At 65.3% G+C, this 20,656-nt stretch carries 19 protein-coding genes and 1 pseudogene; 6 read left to right on the plus strand and 14 right to left on the minus strand.

Annotation, left to right across the window (positions count from 1 at the left end; translation table 11 throughout):
• Positions 1-175: 175 nt before the first annotated feature.
• Positions 176-1,357 (minus strand): L,D-transpeptidase family protein, encoded by a 1,182-nt coding sequence (locus tag V7E00_RS04005; RefSeq protein ID WP_333571385.1) that lies wholly within the window; start codon positions 1,355-1,357, stop codon positions 176-178.
• A gap of 131 nt (positions 1,358-1,488) precedes the next feature.
• Entirely contained in the window at positions 1,489-1,851 is a 363-nt protein-coding gene (locus V7E00_RS04010; RefSeq protein ID WP_333571386.1) for a hypothetical protein, read from the minus strand.
• Between the two features lie 459 nt (positions 1,852-2,310).
• On the opposite strand from V7E00_RS04010, the gene V7E00_RS04015 reads away from it, so the two are divergent.
• From V7E00_RS04015 to V7E00_RS04025, 3 genes are all read left to right on the plus strand, one after another.
• Positions 2,311-3,438, plus strand: a complete 1,128-nt coding sequence (locus V7E00_RS04015; protein WP_333571387.1) for an SDR family oxidoreductase — start codon at positions 2,311-2,313, stop codon at positions 3,436-3,438.
• Between the two features lie 3 nt (positions 3,439-3,441).
• On the plus strand, positions 3,442-4,455 hold the full coding sequence (locus tag V7E00_RS04020) for an SDR family NAD(P)-dependent oxidoreductase (protein WP_333571388.1): 1,014 nt from the start codon (positions 3,442-3,444) through the stop codon (positions 4,453-4,455).
• A 452-nt stretch (positions 4,456-4,907) separates the two neighbouring features.
• Complete coding sequence (locus V7E00_RS04025) at positions 4,908-5,096, plus strand: DUF3606 domain-containing protein (protein WP_333571389.1); 189 nt, start codon at positions 4,908-4,910, stop codon at positions 5,094-5,096.
• 33 nt (positions 5,097-5,129) lie between these two features.
• Here the strand turns inward: V7E00_RS04025 and V7E00_RS04030 are convergent, their stop codons facing one another.
• Positions 5,130-5,360 carry a hypothetical protein gene (locus tag V7E00_RS04030; RefSeq protein ID WP_333571390.1) on the minus strand — a complete coding sequence of 77 codons (231 nt, stop codon included), beginning with the start codon at positions 5,358-5,360 and terminating at the stop codon, positions 5,130-5,132.
• Between the two features lie 632 nt (positions 5,361-5,992).
• Between V7E00_RS04030 and V7E00_RS04035 the strand changes: the two are divergent.
• From V7E00_RS04035 to V7E00_RS04045, 3 genes and pseudogenes are all read left to right on the plus strand, one after another.
• A pseudogene (locus V7E00_RS04035) lies at positions 5,993-6,082 on the plus strand (IS5/IS1182 family transposase); the annotation flags it as partial.
• 125 nt (positions 6,083-6,207) lie between these two features.
• Positions 6,208-8,592 (plus strand): TonB-dependent receptor, encoded by a 2,385-nt coding sequence (locus tag V7E00_RS04040; protein WP_333572370.1) that lies wholly within the window; start codon positions 6,208-6,210, stop codon positions 8,590-8,592.
• Positions 8,593-9,032: 440 nt separating this feature from the next.
• A complete protein-coding gene (locus V7E00_RS04045) occupies positions 9,033-10,001 on the plus strand; it encodes a LacI family DNA-binding transcriptional regulator (protein ID WP_333571391.1) in 969 nt (322 codons plus the stop codon).
• Positions 10,002-10,316: 315 nt separating this feature from the next.
• Here V7E00_RS04045 and V7E00_RS04050 read toward each other — a convergent pair whose 3' ends face one another.
• The 11 genes from V7E00_RS04050 to V7E00_RS04100 form a co-directional block, all read right to left on the minus strand.
• Entirely contained in the window at positions 10,317-10,868 is a 552-nt protein-coding gene (locus V7E00_RS04050) for a phage tail protein (RefSeq protein WP_333571392.1), read from the minus strand.
• Positions 10,865-11,359, minus strand: a complete 495-nt coding sequence (locus tag V7E00_RS04055) for a DUF4255 domain-containing protein (protein ID WP_333571393.1) — start codon at positions 11,357-11,359, stop codon at positions 10,865-10,867. The genes V7E00_RS04050 and V7E00_RS04055 overlap by 4 nt, the downstream gene beginning before the upstream one ends.
• A gap of 627 nt (positions 11,360-11,986) precedes the next feature.
• Positions 11,987-13,660 carry a GMC family oxidoreductase gene (locus V7E00_RS04060; RefSeq protein WP_333571394.1) on the minus strand — a complete coding sequence of 558 codons (1,674 nt, stop codon included), beginning with the start codon at positions 13,658-13,660 and terminating at the stop codon, positions 11,987-11,989.
• 32 nt (positions 13,661-13,692) lie between these two features.
• Positions 13,693-14,538: a sugar phosphate isomerase/epimerase family protein gene (locus V7E00_RS04065; protein WP_333571395.1), complete on the minus strand. Its 846-nt coding sequence runs from the start codon at positions 14,536-14,538 to the stop codon at positions 13,693-13,695.
• A complete protein-coding gene (locus V7E00_RS04070) occupies positions 14,535-15,098 on the minus strand; it encodes a gluconate 2-dehydrogenase subunit 3 family protein (RefSeq protein WP_333571396.1) in 564 nt (187 codons plus the stop codon). Before V7E00_RS04070 ends, V7E00_RS04065 begins: the two co-directional genes overlap by 4 nt.
• Complete coding sequence (locus V7E00_RS04075; RefSeq protein WP_333571397.1) at positions 15,095-15,925, minus strand: 3-keto-disaccharide hydrolase; 831 nt, start codon at positions 15,923-15,925, stop codon at positions 15,095-15,097. The genes V7E00_RS04070 and V7E00_RS04075 overlap by 4 nt, the downstream gene beginning before the upstream one ends.
• A 14-nt stretch (positions 15,926-15,939) precedes the next feature.
• Positions 15,940-16,845: a hydroxypyruvate isomerase family protein gene (locus V7E00_RS04080; RefSeq protein ID WP_333571398.1), complete on the minus strand. Its 906-nt coding sequence runs from the start codon at positions 16,843-16,845 to the stop codon at positions 15,940-15,942.
• Positions 16,842-17,207: a c-type cytochrome gene (locus tag V7E00_RS04085; RefSeq protein ID WP_333571399.1), complete on the minus strand. Its 366-nt coding sequence runs from the start codon at positions 17,205-17,207 to the stop codon at positions 16,842-16,844. Before V7E00_RS04085 ends, V7E00_RS04080 begins: the two co-directional genes overlap by 4 nt.
• Positions 17,204-18,349: a Gfo/Idh/MocA family protein gene (locus V7E00_RS04090; RefSeq protein WP_333571400.1), complete on the minus strand. Its 1,146-nt coding sequence runs from the start codon at positions 18,347-18,349 to the stop codon at positions 17,204-17,206. The genes V7E00_RS04085 and V7E00_RS04090 overlap by 4 nt, the downstream gene beginning before the upstream one ends.
• Complete coding sequence (locus V7E00_RS04095; RefSeq protein WP_333571401.1) at positions 18,346-19,410, minus strand: sugar phosphate isomerase/epimerase family protein; 1,065 nt, start codon at positions 19,408-19,410, stop codon at positions 18,346-18,348. Before V7E00_RS04095 ends, V7E00_RS04090 begins: the two co-directional genes overlap by 4 nt.
• Entirely contained in the window at positions 19,407-20,654 is a 1,248-nt protein-coding gene (locus V7E00_RS04100; protein ID WP_333571402.1) for an MFS transporter, read from the minus strand. The genes V7E00_RS04095 and V7E00_RS04100 overlap by 4 nt, the downstream gene beginning before the upstream one ends.
• Positions 20,655-20,656: the final 2 nt, after the last annotated feature.

Genomic DNA, 20,656 nt, shown 5'->3' on the forward strand with positions numbered 1-20,656 from the left:
TTGGCTATGAGGAAGGCGGCGCAGGCAGCACCCGCGAACCGCATCGCACCTCGTCCGGATCGCTTCCTGAACCGCTCGCCCAAGGCGGCGTTCCGAAGTTTTGGCGGTAAAACGCCCATGTTTGACGTGCGTTAGCATGAAGATCATTGCTTCGCTTCACGCGCGGGGCGGCCGTTCACGCCGCGGACAGCGCGGGAAGGTCGACGATATAAACCGGCACCGGACGGGGCAGGTCGAAGCGCTGCTCGGCGGCGCCCGTGCCGACGGGTGCGGTGCCGCCGAACAGCCAGCGGGCAAGCCGCTGCGCGTCTTCCAGCCGCACGCAGCCCGAGCTGAGACGGCGATCGGGGTTGGCAAAGGCGAACTTCATCGGGGTGTCGTGCAGATAGATGCCGAGCTGGTTGGGGAGCATAAACTTGATACGGCCCATCATGTTGTCCGGCCCCGGCAACTGCCGCATGCGCAGCGTCTGCGTGCCAGCCGCCACGGCTGGCCAATTCACCCTCCTTGGATCCACGACACGCGGGGTGTCGCTCCAGTCGGACAGGACTTCCAGCCGCTCCCGAGCGAGCAGGCCCGTGTCGCCTGCGAGCATCTTCCGTGCCCGCTCCCGCGCCAAATCGGGTGGGAGGTTCCAATAGGGGTTGCGCACCGCGTAGCGGATCAGGCCCGCCATGTTCGGCGTGGCCATGCCGGGCTTGCCGACGATGACGCGCATATGGTCGGCAATCCTGCCGCCTTGGTCGAACATCCACAGCTCGGCCGAGGCGATGTTGACGACGATGTGGCGGCGCCCGTCTCCCGGCAGTGCGCGGGCGGCATCGAGGCTGGCGCGAAGTTGTGGCGCTGCAGACGGGCCGGCGCCGGCAAGCGCTTGGCGGAGCCGGACATAGAAGGGGTGGCGCGGCTGCAGATCGGCGAGGTAGCGCTCCAGCGATGGTGCACGCGCCGCCCCCCGCAACAGGGCTGCCGGGTCGGTGCGCGGTGCTAGCGCGCCGTCGACATAATAGAGGCGGCGCCCCGCGCTCGGTTGCATCGCGTCGGCCACATAGTCGGCCAGAGCCTGGGATAGGGCCAGATCGAAGGCAGCTTGCTGGCTCGGTCCTGCCGCAGCAAGGGCGCGCAACTTGGGAAGATCGTAGCGCGACGTGTCCAGACCTTCGCGATCGGCATGCGCGAGCATCCCCAGGAGCGCCTGCGCTGCGGCCGTAGGGCGACCACCGCTGGTCCAGAGCGGACGATAGCCGCGCTCCGCATATGCCGGGGCGAGGGCAGGGTGGATGCGCAGCACCTCTGCCATAGCGGCGGGAGCGGCGGCATACGCGGTCGGCGTGGCGAGGGGCGCATGCAGGTTCACGCTGCCCCACAAGGCCAGGGCCGCTACGCCGCAGAATACAAGGGATCCGGCCAGGCGGAGGTGCCTGGCCGGATCATCTCCGCCGCGTTTCCGGGGGCGAGGGGCGGCGGGAGACGGGTGAGAGTCTGGGTTCAGCCGCGTTCTCCGGCGCGTGCCGTCCCGCTGCCGGCGCCGCTGCCGGTGGTGCCATTGCCGGCGCCGCCAGCGCCGCTGCCGGTGGTGCCATAGTCCGCGCCGCCGCCGTTCCTGCCGCTGCGCGCCCTCGTGCTGCTGCCGGTGGTGCCGCTGCCGGTGGTCCCATAGCTGCCGCTGCTGGCGCCGCTACCAGTCGAACCATAGCCGCCGCTGCCGCTGGTGCCGCTCGATCCGGTAGTGCCGCCTGCCTGACTGCCGCCTCCGGCGCTGCCGCCGCTACCAGATCCGGTCTGAGCAACAGCGAGTCCGCCCAATGCAAGCGCCGCCAAGGCACCTGCCGTCGCAAGTCTTTTCAACATCGCCACTCTCCATCTAGTTGATTGGCGTGAAAAAAACCGGAGTGTAGGGGCTATGTTCCTGAATTATTTACGTAAACCTTGTTGCTAAACTGCATTAGGCGGGGGCCGTTATGTAGTCCGGCGCTGCTCGGGTACAGCTCTTGCCCGTGTGGCTGACGGATCGTGTCTAAGGCGCCGTCAGTCAGCGGGCGCAAGAAGCGCCACCAGTATCGAATCTACCATATGAGCCTTGAACAGCTTTCCGACACGCGGAGTATCGACGACGTGGTCGGGTAGCTGCTCGGAACCCGGTAGGCACGTTGCAGTGAACTGCTGCAGCCGGAACCTAGCGAAAGATGCGGCAAGCCCCGGGCGGAATATATGTCTGTTGTCGCTGAACTGTAGACGATGCTGGCCGTTGGTTCGGAAGCAAAGATACGCAATATCATATAGTTAAATAACATTGATTAGGAGCTCTGCATGTCTCCCAAGTTGAAGCCGCTCGCCGATCAGACCATCGTCATCGCCGGTGCCAGTAGCGGCATCGGTCTCGTGACCGCCCGCATGGCCGCGAAGGCGGGGGCTGCGGTCGTGGTGGCGGCGCGAAACGGAGCTGCGCTCGAGAACCTGGTGCACCAGATCCGCGAAGAGGGCGGCCGCGCCGCGCATGTGGTCTGCGACGTGGGCAAGGAAGCCGATGTCGCCCGGGTCGTGCAGACCGCGGTTCGCGAGTTCGGCGGCTTCGACAGCTGGGTGAACAATGCCGGCATTTCCATCTTCGGTCGGCTCTGGGACGTTCCGATGGACGATTGGCACCGGATGTTCGACACCGTGTACTGGGGAACCGTCTATGGCTCGCTCGCAGCGGTGCGCCACTATCGCGATCGCGATGCGCCGGGTGCCATCGTCAACATCGGCAGCTTTTTCGGCGACAAGGCGCCGGCCGTGCAGAGCAGCTATTCCTCCGCAAAGTTCGCGCTGCATGGCTTTACCGGCTCGCTTCGCCAGGAAGTCGAGCATGAGGGCTGGCCCATATCGATCTCGCTGATCCATCCGGGTCGGATCGACACGCCCTATAACGAGCATGCCGGCAACTACATGCCGATGCAGCCGGTGCATCGCGGCATGATCTACCCGCCCGAAGCCGTAGCGGAGGCCATCCTGTGGTGTGTCGCGCACCCGAAGCGCGACATGTTCGTCGGCAGCCAGGCCAAGTTCGCGGCGATGATCGGGGCCGTAGCGCCGCGCCTTACCGACCGTATCATGGAGATCATCATGTATACCGGCCAGCAATCGCGCACCCGCAAGGCGGACGGCGATCACGAACGCGCGTTGTACGAAGCTGGCTATGGCGGCCATGAGCGCGGCACCCACGAACCGCACTGGCTCCGCGGCGGGAGCCTCTATGTGAAGGCGACGAAGCGCCCGACCCTCACGGCCGCGGCGCTCTTGGGTGTCGGTGCCCTGGCCGTAGCCGTAGCGCGGCGTCGGCATGCCGGCGTGTCCTATGGCCCGACGGCGCCGCCCGTGCCGGGCCGCGACAAGCCGGCGCCCGATCCCGATCCCAACTTCGGCGTCGTCGAAGTTGCCCTTCCCGTCGAGGCCTGAGGCGTGCGCGCCCGCCTGCTGCTCCCGGCACTTCTGCTCGCAACCGCCTTGCCGGGCTGCGCCGTGTCGACCCATCTTTCGCGGCATGAGCTGAGCCGTGTTGGCGGGCGGACCTATGTCGTGACCGGCGCCTCCAGCGGCTTTGGCCGTGGTCTCGCATTGCGGGTGGGCGCGTTGGGCGGCAATGTCGTGCTCGCCGCGCGGCGAGCCGATGCGCTGGAGGAGGTCGCCGCACAGGTGCGCGCCGCCGGGGGGCAGGCGCTGGTCGTCCCCACCGACGTGTCCGATCCCGCACAGGTGGAGGCGCTGGCGGACGCTGCCACCCGCCGCTTCGGCCGGATTGATGTGTGGATGAACATCGCCGGCGTCGGCGCGAACGGACGGTTCTGGGAGATGCCGGTCGCCGATTATTCCCGGATCGTCGATGTCAATCTGAAGGGCGTGATTTACGGGAGCCACGCCGCGCTTCGCCGCTTCCTTGCGCAAGGGCAGGGGACGCTGGTCAACATGGGGTCCGTGGAAAGCGAGGTGCCGCTGGCGTATCACGCGACCTACGCTTCAACCAAGGCAGGCATTCTCGCCCTAGGCCGCGCGCTCAACGCGGAAATCCGTCACACCGGTCGTGGGCGCACGATCCGCGTGGCGACGGTGATGCCTTGGGCGGTCGACACGCCCTTCTTCCAGCACGAGGCGAACTATAGCGGCACGGCCGATCGCATGGCGATGATGGACGGCCCGGAGAAGGTGGTGCGGGCACTGGTTTGGGTATCGCTGCATCCGCGGGAGGAGCTTCCGGTGGGCGCCAAGGCGCAGATGGCTTCGACCGCGCACCATCTATTCCCGGACCTGACCGAGCGGATCTCGGCCAGCATCCATCGGGCGGAGATGAAGAAGGGGCGACCGCAGCCGCCGAGTAGCGGCAATGTCCACCAGCCGATGGCGGATGGCCGCACGGTGGAAGGTGGCGTTCGCGCGCGGATGAAGGCGGAAGATGGGGCGACGGCAAAGCCGCGCTGATGGATACGCTCGATCCTGTAGAGGAACATCTCGACTTTGGGTGTTCTGGTTTTTGGAACGAAGGAAGTTGACGGCACGGGGCTCATCCTAACACTGCCGGCTTCCAGGAGCGCTGTTCCCCCGACGCTCTGATCGATATGCACCGCACGGACGCGTCGTGGATGAAGAGCACACCTGCAGCTGGCAAGCAGGGCTGCTCCGGTGATTCTGCCTGATCTAAGTCACTCAATTCGCAAGGAACTCTTTGCGAGCGCGCGGTGTTCGATCTCCTCTGATGGAGGTTGAAATGGCTCAGAAAGGCGCAGGCGGAAACCCGGGTGCTATCACCACGAAGGGCGGCGACGGCGCGCGAGGTAGCACCGGCACCGGCAGAGGTGGTGGGTCACGAAGCGGCGCTAAGGCAGCGGCACCGGGCAAGTCACTCGATAAGGTCGAGAAGGAGACCGGCCGCGATGGTCGATGACCCCGCCCTTCGCGGACCGCAGGACCGGTCCCGGATCGCGCTCGAGGAGGACTATGAGGTGCGCTACTGGACGCACAAATGGGGTATCTCGCAAGAGGAGCTCACACAGGCAGTCCACCAGGTCGGCCATAGTGCTGCGGCTGTAGCTCGCCATCTCGGCAGGTCAGAATACGACTGAACGCTAAGCGCGGAATCTGCTCACGGCCCGTCATCACCGGTCGTCATTCGGATGCGGCAGCTTGGTGATGCCGGCGGTTCGTACCGTGGTGCCGAAATATCCATACCAAACCCGTTTGTCTGCGATCTCGGTGATCCGCTTACCACGTGAAGCGGCGACCTCCTGCGGTCGACCGGAGCACGACGCAACCTCGCCGCCGGTGCCTGTTGGCGACAACGAGTGAAGATGCGGGGCGATGATCCAGTCGTTCACGTCGCCTGCCATGCGTTGTTCGCCCAGGCCACGGCCCTGCTTCAGGGTGAAGCGAACGCTCCGCCTTGCACCGAGCGGGTGCGCGTAGTCTGTCGGCTGAAGGTCTTTTCGTGTGGCAGTTGATTGGCTACATTGACTAATCAGTCGCAGATGTTCGCCTGTGAAATCATTGGTTTAGAAGGTTAATCTTGCGGTGTGGCCATCCTCCCGCCCCAGCCAGCTTCTAGAAATCGTTATTTTCAGCGCCTTACCTGCCAATTTTCCGCTCGTTGGGGCAGGTCTGTTGGGCAGATAGCCGTGCCTTCGGCGGCGCACCGTGATATGCGGGACACGATTCGCAGATCATGGTTGAATTGCTTCGCGCGCGAGGCGCGGGGGGCTGCTTGGCCGTATCGTTATCGGCGTATGGTACCGGGGCTGTGTTCAGGGAGCGCAGAGATTTGCAGGTGAGGCCTGCGCCTCATGGACCTACGGCCCGGCAGCGAGTGCATCTTCAACTGCCCGCTGGACTCGCGCCAGGGCGAGGACCCGTGAACGGCAATCCCGCGGCACGAGAAAAGTGATTCACGCTCTCCGTGGATGTGGAGCGTGCTTCGCCGGGAGCGTTCTGGCTGAGCGACGAGCAGTGAGAGCGGCTACGGGCGCTGCTGCCAAACAAGCCGAGAGGTGTGCGGCGGGTCGACGACCGTCGGGTGATCAGTGGCATCGTCCAGGTGCTGCAGGCTGGCTGCCGTTGAGAGGACGCGTCCACCGACGCGGCGGGATCAGATTTGCGGATTTAAGTGAAACGTTTCACTGAGCCGTAACATGCTGCTGCGATCACCCGCCCCGACTCGGAACAAGGGGTAGGGACGTGAAGATGGGAAAGCGGTCGCAAGCGTGGATTTCTGGTATCGGGATTGGAGCGTTTCTCGCCGGCACGGCCATGCCCGCGCTGGCGCAGCAATCGGGCAGTGTGCAAACGACGGCGGAAGCGGGGGAGTCATCTGAAGACGGCGGCGTCACCGTCACCGCGCGCCGGCTCGGGGCGGGCAAGGCCCGCGCGACCTTCGAGCTGGACCGCGCCGATATCGCGGATCGCCCGCTGGGCGCTGACGTGACGCAGAGCCTCGCCAAGGTACCGGGCGTCAAGATCTCCACCGGCGATGCGCGCGGGGGCTCCTTCTCTTTCGAGCTCTTCGTGCGCGGGCTCAACAAGGAGCAGGTCGGGCTTACCCTCGATGGCATTCCTACCGGCGATGCGCGGTTCAACGGCGGCTCGCCGCCACAGCGCTTCATCGATTCCAGCAATATCGGCAGCATCGTCGTGTCGCAGAGCGCGGGTGATATCGGCGCTCCGTCCCGCTTCGCGCTTGGTGGCTTCATCGATTTCCGCACCGACGATCCGGCGAAGGATGCCGCGATCACCGCGGAAGGCGGCGTCGGTACCGACAACTATACTCGCGAATATGTGCGGATCGACACGGGGAACCTGCCGGGCGGGTTCGCGATGTACGGCAGCTACTCGCACCAGTATAACGACATCTGGGCTGGGCCGAAGGCGCGGCGTTCCTATCGCGACCATGGCGAGTTCAAGGCCGTGAAGACGTTCGCGGGCGGCTCGTTCCTGAAGGCGCGCGCGGCGTACAACAGCCAGTTCGACAACGACTTCAACCTCGTCACGCTGCCGCAGTTCCGCGCCAATCCCCGGGGCGACAATCTCAACGACACGCTGACCGGGATCACCAGCCAGGACCTCAACTATGGCGGCACCTTCGGGGGCGCACGGCGCGATTTCCTGGGGTACCTCAATGGCAGGCTGATCGCGGGCGAGCAGGTGACGATCAGCGTCAATCCGTATTACCAGACGCTCGACGGCTATTCGACCAGCTACCAGAACCGGCATCGCCAGCTCGCCGGCGGGGACCCCGCCGCGGTGCTGGGTTACAACGCCACCGGCGGCGCCATTCGGCCTGCGCTGGCCACCACCTCGAACCCGAACGTCTTCGGCGGCCCCGCGGATATGCGGGTGACCCCGCGCACCCGCGAACGCTATGGCACGACGGCGGAGATCGCGGTGCGCGACCTGCTGCCCCGCAACAGCTTCCGCATGGGGCTGTGGTATGATGGCGGGACCTCCACCGAGACGCGCAACTTCTTTCCCATCCTACCCTCGACGAAGCAGTTGGCGTGGAAAGAGGGGCGTCCGTCCTACGTGCTGTATGACCGGTGGACGTCGATCACCACGGTCGAGCTCTACGGGCAGGATTCGATCGAGATCATTCCCGAGGTGCTGCGGCTCGACGCGGGGCTGACCTGGTACACGATCCGCTACAAGGCGCGCTCGCCGCTGGAATATGCCGCACGGCTGAACTTCCGGCAGAACGCGCCCGTGCAGCCCAAGCTGGCGCTGAGCCTGAAGCCCGCCGCGCATGTCGAGATCTTTGGCGGCTATGCGCGCAATTTCTCCGGCATCCCGGAAGACGCCTTTCTGGGATCGACCGCGGTCATCCAGCCCAAAGACCTGAAGCCGCTTCAGTCTATCAACCTCGATGCCGGCTTGCGCTACACGACCGCGCATTACGCCTTCTCGGTGCAGGGCTATCATGTCCATCTCAAGAACGGCGTCGGCATCGTTCCCAACGATCCGACCGTTACGGACCCGATCGACATCCAGCGCGGCAACGTCGCGACGCGGGCAGCGACGATCCTGGGCCAGACCACCGACGGTCTGGAGCTGTCGGGCCTCGCCACCTATCCGTGGATCGACCTGTACGCGACCTACTCGTACCAGCGTGCACGCTATGACGACGCGGTGGTCGGGTCGCGGGACCGGCTGAATCTGGCATCGGTCGGCATCATCGCGGGCAGCGACGTTCGCGATATCCCGCGGCACAGCGTCTATGGCGAGCTCGGCCTGAAGCCGCTTGCTGGCGTTCGCCTGCAGGGCAATGTCCGCTATGTCAGCAGCCGCGTCGGCGGCGACATCATCGCCCCGACCAGCTTCAGCGAAGTCGGCATCGAGCGGATTCCGGGCTATGCGCTGTTCGGCCTGTCGGCCCGGTACACGCTGCCGCCGCTTGGCGCGCTGCGCGAGAGCATGGTCCAGCTCAACGTCGATAACCTGTTCGACAAGCGTTATATCGGTTCGGTGAGCAGCGCGACGGCAACGGCGGCCGAAACGGGGCTGCCGGGCAGATCGCTCGGGCGCTATTTCCTCGGTGCCCCGCGCAGCGTCACTGCCTCGTTCCGAATGAAGTTCTGAAGCCTGGCGAGCATGGCTGGTCGGCGCGCTGGCGGGCGTTTCGCCCGCTGGCGCGTCCACGCCGGCCGTGCAGGAAGCCAAGGTGCTCGCCACGATCGACCTGCCGCCTGTACCTGGCGGGCTTGAACGTCGCCGGTATCCGACCGCATGACGGGATGGCGGGTTCGCAACCAGGCGCCTGTTGATCGCCTGACGCCGAACGGATCGGGTAACCTCGGGCGATGGCATGATGGCGGGGCAATCCTGGCCGCTGTGTGCTGATGGCCGAAGACGACGATTTCGGTAACGGCGCAGCAAGTCGACGGATCCCCATCGCCGTGCCGGACGATCCCGCCCTGCGCTGATACGCCTTGGCATACGGCCCTCGCGAACCTAACCAAACAGAAGCTCCTGTAGACGGATGATATGTGGGCAATACGGACCAACCAAAGACAGCGACGTTGAAGGATCTGGCGCGGGAAGCAGGCGTATCGCTGACCAGCGCCTCCTACGCCATCAACGGCACCGGCTCGGTCGGCCCCAAGACCCGCGCACATATCCTGGAAGTTGCCGAGCGGATCGGCTTCCGGCTGAACCTCAACGCCAAGGCGATGAAGTCGGGGCGTTCCGGGATGCTGGCGCTGATCGTCCCCGATCTTGGCAATCCGTTCTTCGCTGCGCTCGTCCAGGCCGTTTTCCGCGAGGCGCGCGGGGCGGGCTATCAGATCTACATGATGAACACCGAAGGATCGGAGGCGCTGGAGGCCGAGGCGCTGGCGACTGCGGCGGGCCTGCGCGTCGACGGCGTCCTCTGGTTCTCCATTCGCGACAAGGATACGTCTGCGGGCGTCCTGTCGCGCACCCCGGCAGTCGTGCTGGACCGTACGATCGACGGCTATGACATGGTGACGGTGGACTATGTCGCCGCCGGACGACTGGCTGGGCAGCATCTTTGGGATCATGGCCACCGCCGCATCGGCATCATCGCCGGTCCGCTCGACATTGCCGCCATGCGGGATCGGTGCACGGGCGTGGAAAGCGTCTTTGCCGGTCGCGGCGAGATCGTTTTCAACCTCGAAAACGCATTCTCGTTGGACCTCGAACCAAGCGTGAAGGCAGCCCTGGCGAAGCGGCAGGTGACTGCAGTGTTTGCGGGTGCCGATCTGATCGCGATCGGTGCCATGCGCCATGTTCAGGCATTGGGGCTTTCCGTTCCCCAAGACCTTTCGATCCTCGGTTTCGACGATATCGACCTTTCGGCACTCACCCAGCCGGCGCTGACGACCGTGGAACTGCCGATCGAAGACATGGCGCGCGAGGCAGTGGTTACCCTCGTGTCCCGCATCGGCGCCCGCGAAGGTGATACGCAACATTTGATGCTCGGCACCAGGATTGTCGACAGGGAATCTGTGGGCGCCGCGCCGATCTGACGTCCGGCGGCCTGCGCCATTCCGCTGGGCACGCTGCCGCAGCGGAACAGGCTGCAAGACTTCTCGCAAACCAGCGCGCACCGATGCCCGGTGCAGGCGGCAGCTGTCGTATAAAGCCCGATCGGTGAACAACGCATTCTGGTCGACTGCCGCAGAAGATTGAGTCGGCGCTTGATGGGCGTTTGCGGCCGCTTCTGCGAACGGCTGCAATCAACCGCTTCCTTCCTCTAAGCAGACATTCGGGCGCCCGGGATGCAGCCGAATTCCGCCACTAAAGCTATCGTAGCGTCGCTGAATGGCAGCGTGGAAACTGGGCTAGGTCGAATGGTGCGCACAAGCGTCTGATTCCCAGCCCTCGTTTTCCAGCTTTAGAGACAAGATGGCTACCGCGTAGCCGTTGATCTCCATTTCGGGCAGCGTGACGAACTCCGAGGGCCAGCAGCGATAGAAATTATACCCAATCACCTTCTGGCCCACCTCGTCATACAACTCCAAAACAATATTCTTTCGGAAATCGAGCAAGGGCACATGCTGGTTGCCGGTGTCGCCCTTCTGATGTTCGACACCTGAATCTGGGTCGTCCGACACCTGCTTGGCCCATTGCACGAAGGCGGGGTCGTAGGTGACGCCGCGCTCCAGGGTGATCGCGGAAAATTTGCTGTGGCCGGATATACGCTCGTGGCTGGCAAGGGCGGCGGCGGCACGGCAGGTGACCCCGTGCGCGGCACCTGTCAACGAGCTTACTTTCGATACGCCCGCCACATATTTGCCGTCGCATTTCAGCCTGCACTTGTAACCGCTATAAGTTTCGGCGGGGATTTCCTTGTTTTTAGTCATCAACGCCAGTTCTGCCGCTGCCTGGGTCATGGGTTTTCGATGGTAACAACGCCAACTGCATAAGCAGCAGATAATTGATAAGGCATCTGCAAGCTGGACCACAGCGTCGCCATTTCCAGAGCGGTCATCTCCAAGCGGTTGATACGCAGCGCCCCGACCTGGGCATTGTCGACGAACGGCGACCCGTGCATCACGGACATGGCAGCACCGAGTACACGGTGGCAAATCAACTCGCCATCGTCGTCGTCGGGACCATAGGCGGTGAGCAGATAGTGCAGTGTAACGCCGAGGATGGGCATTGCGCCCTCTGGTGCCTCAGGGCGATCGGAGGTACGGAAGGTCCTATCCGCAGACACATCGAACAAGAATAGATTGAGCTGCGGTGCGCCGTACGCGCTGCGCGCTTGATTGGGTGATCTGGTCGTAACCAAGAGATCTGCAAGGTCGGGAGCGATCTGCGCGATGCGGCTGCGCAGCATATCCCGCAGGGCAGTGGTGGCCGTGGCGATAGCCGTGCTCATGTTCTGGTGTACGGGCGATTCCCGCAAAGCTCGCATTCTGCGGGGCTGATCGGGCACAACTCCATGCCGATGTTGGCGATGCTCAGGCTGATATCGGTTTGCATGCTTGCACTCATCGCATGTGGCAGAGGCGCCGTTGCACGATTATTTCTGGAGCATATGCCGGGGCGCCTGGACCCCTGCGCCGCGTGTCCGGATAACCGGTGTGCCAATGCCCTCCCTGCTCGGCGCGGCTAGCACAGGCATTACTCATTTCAAGAGATGGCTTGCTCCATTCGGAGCCCTCCAGAACCGCTCCGGTCCTGCCTGTCAGGGGCCCTGGGTACGGGCAATCAGTTGCGTTGCCGTCTGCGCCAAACTCCAGCTTGGCTACTTCGCACATGTCGTGCGCAAGGCTGCGAACCTGGCGCGCCGATGAAAGTCGAGTTGTTCGTCCAGCATGGGAGGTTCGCTGGGGGCGTGATCACCCTCTCGCCCTGCGCAGCGAACTTCTGACGTTCTGAGAGGCTGTTTGGAAATGCGCCGCAGCGCATTTCTCGGCACCGCCTTGCAATTCGCTCTTTCGCGAATTTTGACGCCGGCTCCAAGCCGGGAAGGAGCGCGCCGTTCGTGGCGCGCTCCTTCGGGTCAGGCGCGCAGTTGCTTCACCGCGTGGTCGGCGGCGCGCATCGTCAGTGCCATGAAGGTCAGCGAGGGATTGACGCAGGAGGCCGACGCCATCTGTGCCCCGTCGGTGACGTACAGGTTCGATGCGTCATGCGCCTGGCTGAACCCGTTCAGCACCGAGGTCCGCGGATCGGCGCCCATGCGCGCGCCGCCCATCTCGTGGATGGCGTCGCCGGGGACGTGCTCGCCTTCGTTGCTCGTCACGTTCTGCAGGCCGGCCGCCCGCAGCATCGCCTCGCCCTGCACCTTGGCATCGGCGATAAGCTTCAGCTCGTTCTCGCGGAAGGTCACGTCGAACCGCATCAGCGGCACCCCGAAGCGATCCACCTTGCTCGGGTGGAGCGAGACGCGATTGTCCTTGTAGGGCAGGCATTCGCCAAACGCGCCCATGCTGAACCGCCACGGACCATAGCGGCGCATGCCGTGCTTCATCGAGGCGCCGAAGCCGACCGGTGCGGCCGGTACGCGCCAGGCGCTGCCCTGATAGCCATAGCCGCGCTTGAACCCCACGCCTTCCTCGCCGCCGATGTTGCGGAAGCGGGGGATGTAGACGCCGCCGGGGCGCCGGCCATATTCGATGAAGTCGGTCATGCCCGGGATCTCCCCGTCGACGCCGACGCGGAAGATATGGTCCATGACGTAGCGACCCAGCGTGCCGCTGCTGTCGAAATGGCTGCGCTCGCTGCCGGGCGCGCGCGAGTTGAGCAGGATCTGGTTCGATCCCATCGCCGAGGCGCAGAGGAACACCAGATCGGCATTCACCACCTGCGCCTGGCCGGTCTTGGCATCGACATAGCGCACGCCGGTGACGCGCTTCTTCGCCGCATCATATTCAATGTTGGTCACCACCGCGTCCGACTGGAGCGTCAGCTTGCCGGTCGCGCGGGCGGCGGGGAGGGTGACCGCCTGGGTGGAGAAATAGGCGCCGAACGAGCAGCCATTGCCGCACTGGTTGCGATATTGGCACTTGGTGCGGCCCTGGTCCGGCTTGTCCTCGGTCATGTTGGACAGGCGGGTGTTGATCAGCTTGCGGCCGGGGAACTTGGTTTCCAGCTGCTGCTTCAGCCACTTCTCGGCGATGTTCATCGGCATCGGCGGCTGGAAGTTGCTGTCCGGCAGATAGGGCAGGTTCTCGCGCGAACCCGAGACGCCGATATAATCCTCGACCTTGGCGTACCAGGGCTTGAGATCGTCATAGCCGATCGGCCAGGCGCCATCCACGCCTTCGCGCTTGTTCGCCTCGAAATCCTCGGGCGCCCAGCGGAAGCTCCAGCGGCCCCAGATCAGCGACTTGCCGCCCACTGCACCCGGACGAATCCAGTAGAATTTGCTGCCCTCGTCGAAGGCATAGGGGTTCATCCGGTCGTTATTGTAGAAGCCCATGTTGCTGGGCTGCACATAGCCGCGCTTGGCGATGAAATAATCCCGCTCCTGCAGCGGCTTGGGCATGATGTTGTGCGCGGGTACGTCATAGGCGGGCTTGCCGTCGTACGGATAGTCCTCGCCATGTTCGACCATCCGGCCGCGGTCGAGCATCAGCACGCGAAATCCCTTTTCGGTGAGTTCCTTCGCGGCAAAGCCGCCGCTGACGCCCGAGCCGATGACGATCGCGTCGAACCTGTTGGTTGCAGCCATTTCGTTTCCCTCTCCCAGGGAGTGTTATTGGTTTAGAAGCGCAGCGTTTGCAGCGTCTTGAAGCTGGTGGTGATGTCCGGAAGATAGGGCGCGGGCGCCTGATCGTTCTCGACATAGAAGTGGCGGACGTGCGCGCTCGATGGGCGCTTGAACAGCGCTGCGAAATCGATCGTGCCGGTGCCCACGGCTGCCATGCTGCCGTCGGCGCGCATGTCCTTGACGTGATAGGAGTAGATGCGCTTGCCCAGCCGGTCGACCAGCTGGCCGAGATCCTGGCCCGCGTGGCGGGCCCAGTAGAGGTCGAGCTCGATCTTCACCAGCGCCGGGTCGGTTTCCTTGAGGAACCGATCGTACAGGCTCACGCCGCCGGGCTTGATGGCGAACTCGAAATCATGGTTGTGATAGGCGAAGTCGAACCCGGCCTTCTTCAGGTCGCGCGCGAACTTGTTGAAGTTTGGCAGCGCTGCGTTCCAGCCCGCTTCGGTGCGGTGCTCGTCGGTCATGTACGGCAGCACCACCGTCTTGGCGCCGAGCGTGCGGGCCATCGTGACGGACTTGTCAAACTGGCCGAGCAGCGCGTCATAGCCGATGTGCAGCGACGGGCAGCGCAGGCCGAGCTTGTCCATGGTGCGGCGGAGCATCGCCGGGTCCATGCTGTCATAGCCGCCGCCGCCGAACTCGATCTCGCGATAGCCAATCCGTGCGATCGCCTCGAGCGTGCCGGCGGGATCCTTCTGGAAGATATCGCGCACGGTGTAGAGCTGGATGCCCACCGCTGGGATCTGGGCGGCGAATGCCTGCGGGATCAGGCGATCCATTACGGCAAGGGCGGTAACGCCGCCCGCACCGGCGAGCAGGGTACGACGGGTGATCATCATGCGCTGTACACCTTGTTGACCTGGGAATAGGGGAAGGCGCCGTTATATTCGCCCGGCACCGGCAGATATTCGCGCTCCTGGGTGATCCCGATCTCCGAGGTGTAGTACCCCGTGATCACCAGCTGGCGAAACGCCTCGAAGAAGGTTTTGCCGCCCGGGATCTGGTCGTTCATCGCCAGGGTGAGCAGGGCGTCCTGCTGCTCCGGCGTCGCCTTGGCGCCAGCGACCTTGTAGTCCTGCTGGGCACGCGCTTCGATCGCATCGAGCCCGGCGACGATCGGCACACGGTCTCCAGGCATCGCCCAGTCGGCGAGCAGCTTCTCGATGAAGGCCGGCACCCCCGCGGCGATCGCGCCGGGGGTATCGGTGGTGGGAATTACCCGTTCGCTCAGCGCCGTCATCAGCGCGCGCTGGGCGGGGTTGAAGACGGCGACGCTCGGCGGCCCCTCGGGAATCAGCTGCGCGGCGGTCATCTGCGCGGCACGGGCGATGGGGGCGAACACGCTTGCCCCGAACAGCGCGAGGACGCCGGTGAGCGCGGCGCGACGGTCGATGTTCATTTGCGGTCTCCCGGAAGGTCCTGGGCGATCGCGGCCTCGGGCAGCGGGCGGACCCAGATGTTGCGGAACGATACCGGCGAGTCATGGTCCTGCAGCTGGATCGGCAGGGCATCGGCATGGGCGGTATATTCGGCGACGTGCCGCCAGTTGGTCGTCCCCAGCATCGCCTGGTGGTTCTGCACCAGCACACCGTTGAGGAAGGCCGTGATATAGGCGGGGCGCAGCAGCTTGCCGTCGGCTGCGAAGCGGGGGCGCTCGAAAACGACATCGTAGCTCTGCCATTCGCCCGGCTTGCGCGACGGGTTCACCAGCGGCGGCTTCCAGCCATAGACCCCGCCCACCGTGCCGTCGGCATAGGTTGGGTTCCGATAGCCGTCGAGGATCTGGATCTCGTAGCGCTGCATGAACCAGATGCCGCTGTTGCCGCGATCCTGTGAGCTCTTGGTCGGCGGATTGGGCGAGCGGAACTCGAGGTGGAGCTGGACGTCGCCGAAATTCTGTTTGGTGATGAGCGCATTTTCGCCGCCGCTGCTCGCACGGGTCGGCACGGTGAGCACGCCGTTCGCCACCGGCCACAGCTTGCGCTGTGCGGTCCACGCATCAAGCGAGCGGCCGTCAAACAGTATGATCGCATCGGAGGGCGCACCGCCGGGCACCGCCGCGGGGGTGACGACATCGGGGTAGGGCCGGTCCGAGTCATGGACGTGCCAGTTGCCGCCCCCCGGCAGGATGGGCGTGTCCTTGAACCCCGGCTTCTCCTGTGCCGCTGCAGGCGTCACGGCCAGTGCCGCCAGACCCGCGAGCAGCACGCTTGTGCGTCTCGACATCCTTCTCTCTCCCCTCAGACGGCGTCGATCGTGCGATAGGCGGCGATCAGCCGCTCCTCGCCCGCCCGCCCCTTGATCGAATTGCCATGTTCCATGCCGATCACCCCGGCATAGCCGCGCTGGCGCAGCCAGCGCACGATGGTGGCGAAGTTCACTTCGCCGGTGCCCGGCTCGTTGCGGCCGGGATTGTCGCCGAACTGGATATAGCCGATCTCGTTCCAGCACGCGTCCAGCGTCGGGATCAGGTTCCCGGACTGGATCTGCTCGTGATACAGGTCGGCCAGGATCTTGACCCCCGGGCTGTTTGCCCCGCGCGCCACCGCATAGCCTTGCGCGATGCTCTGCATGTACACGCCGGGATGGTTGGTGCGGGTGTTCAGCGGCTCCATCACCATGGCAATGTTGTGAGGCGCGACGATGTCGCCCGCCCGGCGCATCACGTCGATCACGCGGGCGGTCTGGATGTCGAGCGGCACCTTGGGATCCAGGAACCCCGTCACCACCGTCATCCGCGTCGCATTCAGCCGCTTGGCCACGTCGATCGAAGCACGGATGTCCGCCAGGAATGCCTCGCGCTCGGCACTGTCATTAGCGCCCAGGATCGGCCGCGACTGGGCCCATTTTGGCATCGAGGCCACGAACACGCCCATTGTCATGCCGCGGCTGGACAGCGCCTTGGCCGTCGCCACCTGTTCGTCGACCGGGCGGCCGGCTGCCTCGTTATCCTCCCAGGCGGTGAAGCCCTGGTCCGCGGCGAAGGCGATCTGTTCCAGCCGGTTGCCGCGGCTGGCGAAGCTGCCCTCGTGCGGCGCGTAATGGAGCGAGAAGCGCGCCGCGTTCGACTGGCCGCGCGCAGCGGAGGAAGCCACCAGCGGCGCCGCAGCGGCGCCGGCCAGAACGGTGCGGCGCGACACGCTCATTTGCCGCTCATCGCCTTCAGATAGGCGATTATCTGCTGGCGCTTCGCCGGATCCGCCATGCCGATCGGCATCCGCGTGCCCGGCACCTTCTTCATCGGTGCGGCGATGAATTGGTCGAGCGACGCCGGATCCCAGGTCAGCTTCGAATTCTTGAGCGCGGCCGAATAGTTGAAGCCGGGCGCCGAAGCCGCCGGCCGACCGACAACGCCGTTGAGGTTGGGGCCGACGCCGTTCCTGCCGCCCTTTTCGACGGTGTGGCACGCCTTGCATGCGGCAAAGGCGGGCGGGGCGGCGGTCTGCGCCCAGGCAGGCGCGCTCGCCGTCAGCGCCGCGGTTGCGGCAAGTGCCATCCAGAACTTCATTTACGCTCTCCGGTTACGATCTCGGTCCATTTGATGTCGGCCTTCGCGTTGGCGATCATCGCCTCCACGAACGCCATCGTCCGCAATCCGTCCGCGACGCCCGGCACCTGCGCCGAATCGCCGCGAAGAAGGCTCGCGAACCCACGATAAAGGTTTGCAAAAGCTTCGATATAGCCTTCGGGATGCCCGGCCGGGGTACGAAGCAAGGGGGGCGTGCTCGCCCCCAGGCCGGGCCCGCCCGCGCGGAGCGTCTCCGCGGGGCGATCGAGCCAGCGCAGGGTGAGCGTGTTCGGCTCCATCTGCGCCCATTCCAGCCCGCCGCGCTCGCCATGGATGCGCAGGCGCAGGCCGTTTTCCTCGCCGGCAGCGACTTGCGTCGCCTTCAGCGTGCCGCGTGCGCCGCCTTCGAAGCGGAGCAGCGCGCTGACATCGTCGTCCAGTCGCCGGCCGGGGACATGGGTGGCGAGCTCGGCGGACAGGCTTTCCACGCGCAGGCCGGAGACCAGCTCGGCAAGGTGGAAGGCGTGGGTGCCGATGTCGCCCAGGCAGCCGCCCAGGCCGGCGCGCGCGGGATCGGTGCGCCACTCGGCCTGCTTGTTGCCTTCGGTGTCGAGCGGCCCGCTCAGCCAGCCCTGAATATATTCCACCTGCACCAGCCGGATTGCACCGAAATCGCCGCGGGCGACGCGGGCGCGCGCCTCCTCGACCAGCGGATAGCCGCTATAGGTGAAGGCGAGGGCGAACTGCTTGCCGCTGGCCTGCGCGGCGGCGGCGATGGCGCGGGCTTCGTCGCTGTTCATCGCCATCGGCTTTTCGCAGAAGACGTGGAAGCCGGCGTTCAGCGCCGCGATCGCGACCGGGGCATGGAGGTGATTGGGCGTGACGATCGCCACGGCGTCGATGCGGTCCGCCGCGGGAAGGGCTGCTTCGCCCGCGAGCAGCGCGTCATAGGTCGCATAAACCCGTGCAGGGTCGAGCCCGAGCAGGTCGCCGGTGCGCGCATTCTTGCCAGAATCTGTGCTGAACGCGCCTGCCGCCAATCGCCAGTCGCCGTCGAGCGCCGCGGCCATGCGGTGCACGGCGCCGATGAACGCGCCTTCGCCGCCGCCGACCATGCCGAGTTTCAGCGGGTGCCGGATCATGCGTCCCGGCTTCCCAACCCGAGCAGGTTGCGGATCGCGGCCTTGTCGACCCCGCTCGAGGCGAAATCGTCGAAGGCGCGCTCGGTGACTCGGATGATATGGTCGCGGATGAAGGGTGCGCCTTCGCGGGCGCCGTCCTCGCTGTTCTTCAGCGCGCATTCCCATTCGATCACGGCCCAGCCGCGATAGCCATATTGGGCCAGCTTGCTGAAGATGCCGACGAAATCGACCTGGCCGTCGCCGGTCGAGCGGAAGCGGCCGGCGCGGTTTACCCAGCTCTCATAGCCGCCATAGACGCCGCTGCGGCCCGTGGGATTGAACTCGGCATCCTTCACATGGAAGCACGCAATCCGGTCGTGATAGCGATCGATGAAGTCGAGATAGTCGAGCTGCTGCAGGACATAATGCGAGGGGTCGAACAGGATGCGCGCGCGGGGGTGGTGGTGCACCGCCTCCAGGAAACGCTCCCAGCTGGCGCCGTCGTGGATGTCCTCGCCCGGGTGGATCTCGAACGCGCAGTCGACGCCCGACTCCTCGAACACGTCGAGGATCGGCAGCCATCGGCGGGCGAGCTCCGCGAACGCCTCCTCCACCAGCCCGGACGGGCGCTGCGGCCACGGATAGACATAAGGCCAGGCGAGCGCGCCGGAGAAGGTGGCATGCGCCTTCAGCCCAAGCCGCGCGCTGGCACGGGCGGCGAGCTTGACCTGCTCCACGGCCCAGGCCTGGCGCTCGGCCGGGCGCCCATGCAGCTCGGCCGGCGCGAAGCCGTCGAACAGCGCGTCATATGCGGGGTGCACCGCCACCAGCTGGCCTTGCAGGTGGGTCGAAAGCTCGGTCGGCTGGATGCCGAACCTGTCGAGCCGGGCGCGAAGATCGTCGCAATAGGCCTGGCTCTCGGCGGCTTGGCGCAGATCGATCAGGCGAGGGTCGCAGGGGATCTGGACGCCGAGATAGCCGAGGCCCGCGGCCCATTCGGCCATGTGATCGAGCGTGTCGAACGGCGCCGTATCGCCAAGGAACTGGGCGAGGAAGATGCCGGGGCCTTGCATCGCGGTCATGCCTGCGCCTCCTTGGCGGTATTCTTGAAGGTGAACTGGAAGAGCAGCGCGATCACCGCCGCGGCGATCGCCGGATACCACCAGAGCTGGTGCCAGTCGGCGACGGTCGCGTTCGCCGGCAGCTGCGCATAGAGCAGGCCGCCGATCTGCGAGCCGAGCAGCATGCCCACGCCATAGGTGAACAGCGTCAGCATGCCCTGCGCTTGGGCGTTGACGCCCTTGGGCGTGGCGATGGTGCCGGTGTAGATGGCGCCGGCGACGAAGAAGAAGTCGTAGCACACGCCGTGCAGCGCGACGCCGAGATAGATCGCCCAGATTCCCGCGCCCCCGTCACCGATCGCGAACAGCGCATAGCGCAGCGCCCAGGCGATCATGCCGACGAGCAGCAGCGGCTTCACCCCGAAGCGGCGATAGAGAAACGGCATCGAGAACATGAAGACGAGCTCGGACATCTGCCCGATCGCCAGCGTGCCGCCGACATTCTCGATCCCCGCCGCGCCGACATAGGGCGAGGCATAGGCATAATACATTGCCAGCGGGATGGAGATCAGCGTGGCGCAGAGAATGAAGACCAGGAACGAGCGGTTCCGCATCAGGCCGAAGGCCTCGGTGCAAAACACCTCGGCGGCGAGGCTTTTGCCCTGCGGTGCATCGGGCTGAACGTTCGGCAGGGTGATGCTGTACAGGCCCAGCGCCAGCGAGACGACGCCGGCCACCTGGAAGATTTGCGGGCTGGCGGAAAGGTGCGCCCAGCCGATGATCAGCCCTGCCACGATCCAGCCCAGCGTGCCGAACGCGCGGACGAAGGGAAAGCGGTCGACCCGCTCGCCGAAGCTCTTGAGCGCGATCGTGTTCGCGAGGCCCACCGTCGGCATGTAGAGGATCATGTAACCGAGCAGCAGCCAGACGAAACTGGCGCCATGCTCGGGCGTGAGCAGCCTGGGCAGGACGAAGAGCAGCACGCCGCCGACCAGGTGGAGCACCACCATCAGCATCTTGGGGCTGAGGAACCGCGCGGCGGCCATGCCGAGCAGGAACGAGCCGACGATCGAGGCGATGGGTCCCACCGAGAAGGCATTGGCGATCAGACTGCCGACGCCGACGGTCTGCATCACCAGGCCGAGTGTGACGTTCCACGCACCCCAGACGAAGAACTGCATGAACATCAGCGCGCTGAGGCGCCCCGTAAGCAATCCCGATACCGGCTGTGCGCTGTTCGCGACAAACCCTTCAGCAGCGACCATGC

The sequence above is a fragment of the Sphingomonas sp. genome (genome assembly GCF_036731925.1).
Lineage (GTDB): Bacteria > Pseudomonadota > Alphaproteobacteria > Sphingomonadales > Sphingomonadaceae > Sphingomonas.

Bases quoted from the DNA above. Each gene is read 5' to 3' on its own strand.
- V7E00_RS04040 (WP_333572370.1), top strand. From the start codon at position 6,208: ATGGGAAAGCGGTCGCAAGCGTGGATTTCTGGTATCGGGATTGGAGCG.
- V7E00_RS04070 (WP_333571396.1), bottom strand. From the start codon at position 15,098: ATGAACATCGACCGTCGCGCCGCGCTCACCGGCGTCCTCGCGCTGTTC.
- V7E00_RS04075 (WP_333571397.1), bottom strand. From the start codon at position 15,925: ATGTCGAGACGCACAAGCGTGCTGCTCGCGGGTCTGGCGGCACTGGCC.
- V7E00_RS04025 (WP_333571389.1), top strand. From the start codon at position 4,908: ATGGTCGATGACCCCGCCCTTCGCGGACCGCAGGACCGGTCCCGGATC.
- V7E00_RS04065 (WP_333571395.1), bottom strand. From the start codon at position 14,538: ATGATGATCACCCGTCGTACCCTGCTCGCCGGTGCGGGCGGCGTTACC.
- V7E00_RS04090 (WP_333571400.1), bottom strand. From the start codon at position 18,349: ATGATCCGGCACCCGCTGAAACTCGGCATGGTCGGCGGCGGCGAAGGC.
- V7E00_RS04010 (WP_333571386.1), bottom strand. From the start codon at position 1,851: ATGTTGAAAAGACTTGCGACGGCAGGTGCCTTGGCGGCGCTTGCATTG.
- V7E00_RS04055 (WP_333571393.1), bottom strand. From the start codon at position 11,359: ATGAGCACGGCTATCGCCACGGCCACCACTGCCCTGCGGGATATGCTG.
- V7E00_RS04060 (WP_333571394.1), bottom strand. From the start codon at position 13,660: ATGGCTGCAACCAACAGGTTCGACGCGATCGTCATCGGCTCGGGCGTC.
- V7E00_RS04030 (WP_333571390.1), bottom strand. From the start codon at position 5,360: ATGGCAGGCGACGTGAACGACTGGATCATCGCCCCGCATCTTCACTCG.
- V7E00_RS04050 (WP_333571392.1), bottom strand. From the start codon at position 10,868: ATGACCCAGGCAGCGGCAGAACTGGCGTTGATGACTAAAAACAAGGAA.
- V7E00_RS04095 (WP_333571401.1), bottom strand. From the start codon at position 19,410: ATGACCGCGATGCAAGGCCCCGGCATCTTCCTCGCCCAGTTCCTTGGC.
- V7E00_RS04085 (WP_333571399.1), bottom strand. From the start codon at position 17,207: ATGAAGTTCTGGATGGCACTTGCCGCAACCGCGGCGCTGACGGCGAGC.
- V7E00_RS04100 (WP_333571402.1), bottom strand. From the start codon at position 20,654: ATGGTCGCTGCTGAAGGGTTTGTCGCGAACAGCGCACAGCCGGTATCG.
- V7E00_RS04015 (WP_333571387.1), top strand. From the start codon at position 2,311: ATGTCTCCCAAGTTGAAGCCGCTCGCCGATCAGACCATCGTCATCGCC.
- V7E00_RS04080 (WP_333571398.1), bottom strand. From the start codon at position 16,845: ATGAGCGTGTCGCGCCGCACCGTTCTGGCCGGCGCCGCTGCGGCGCCG.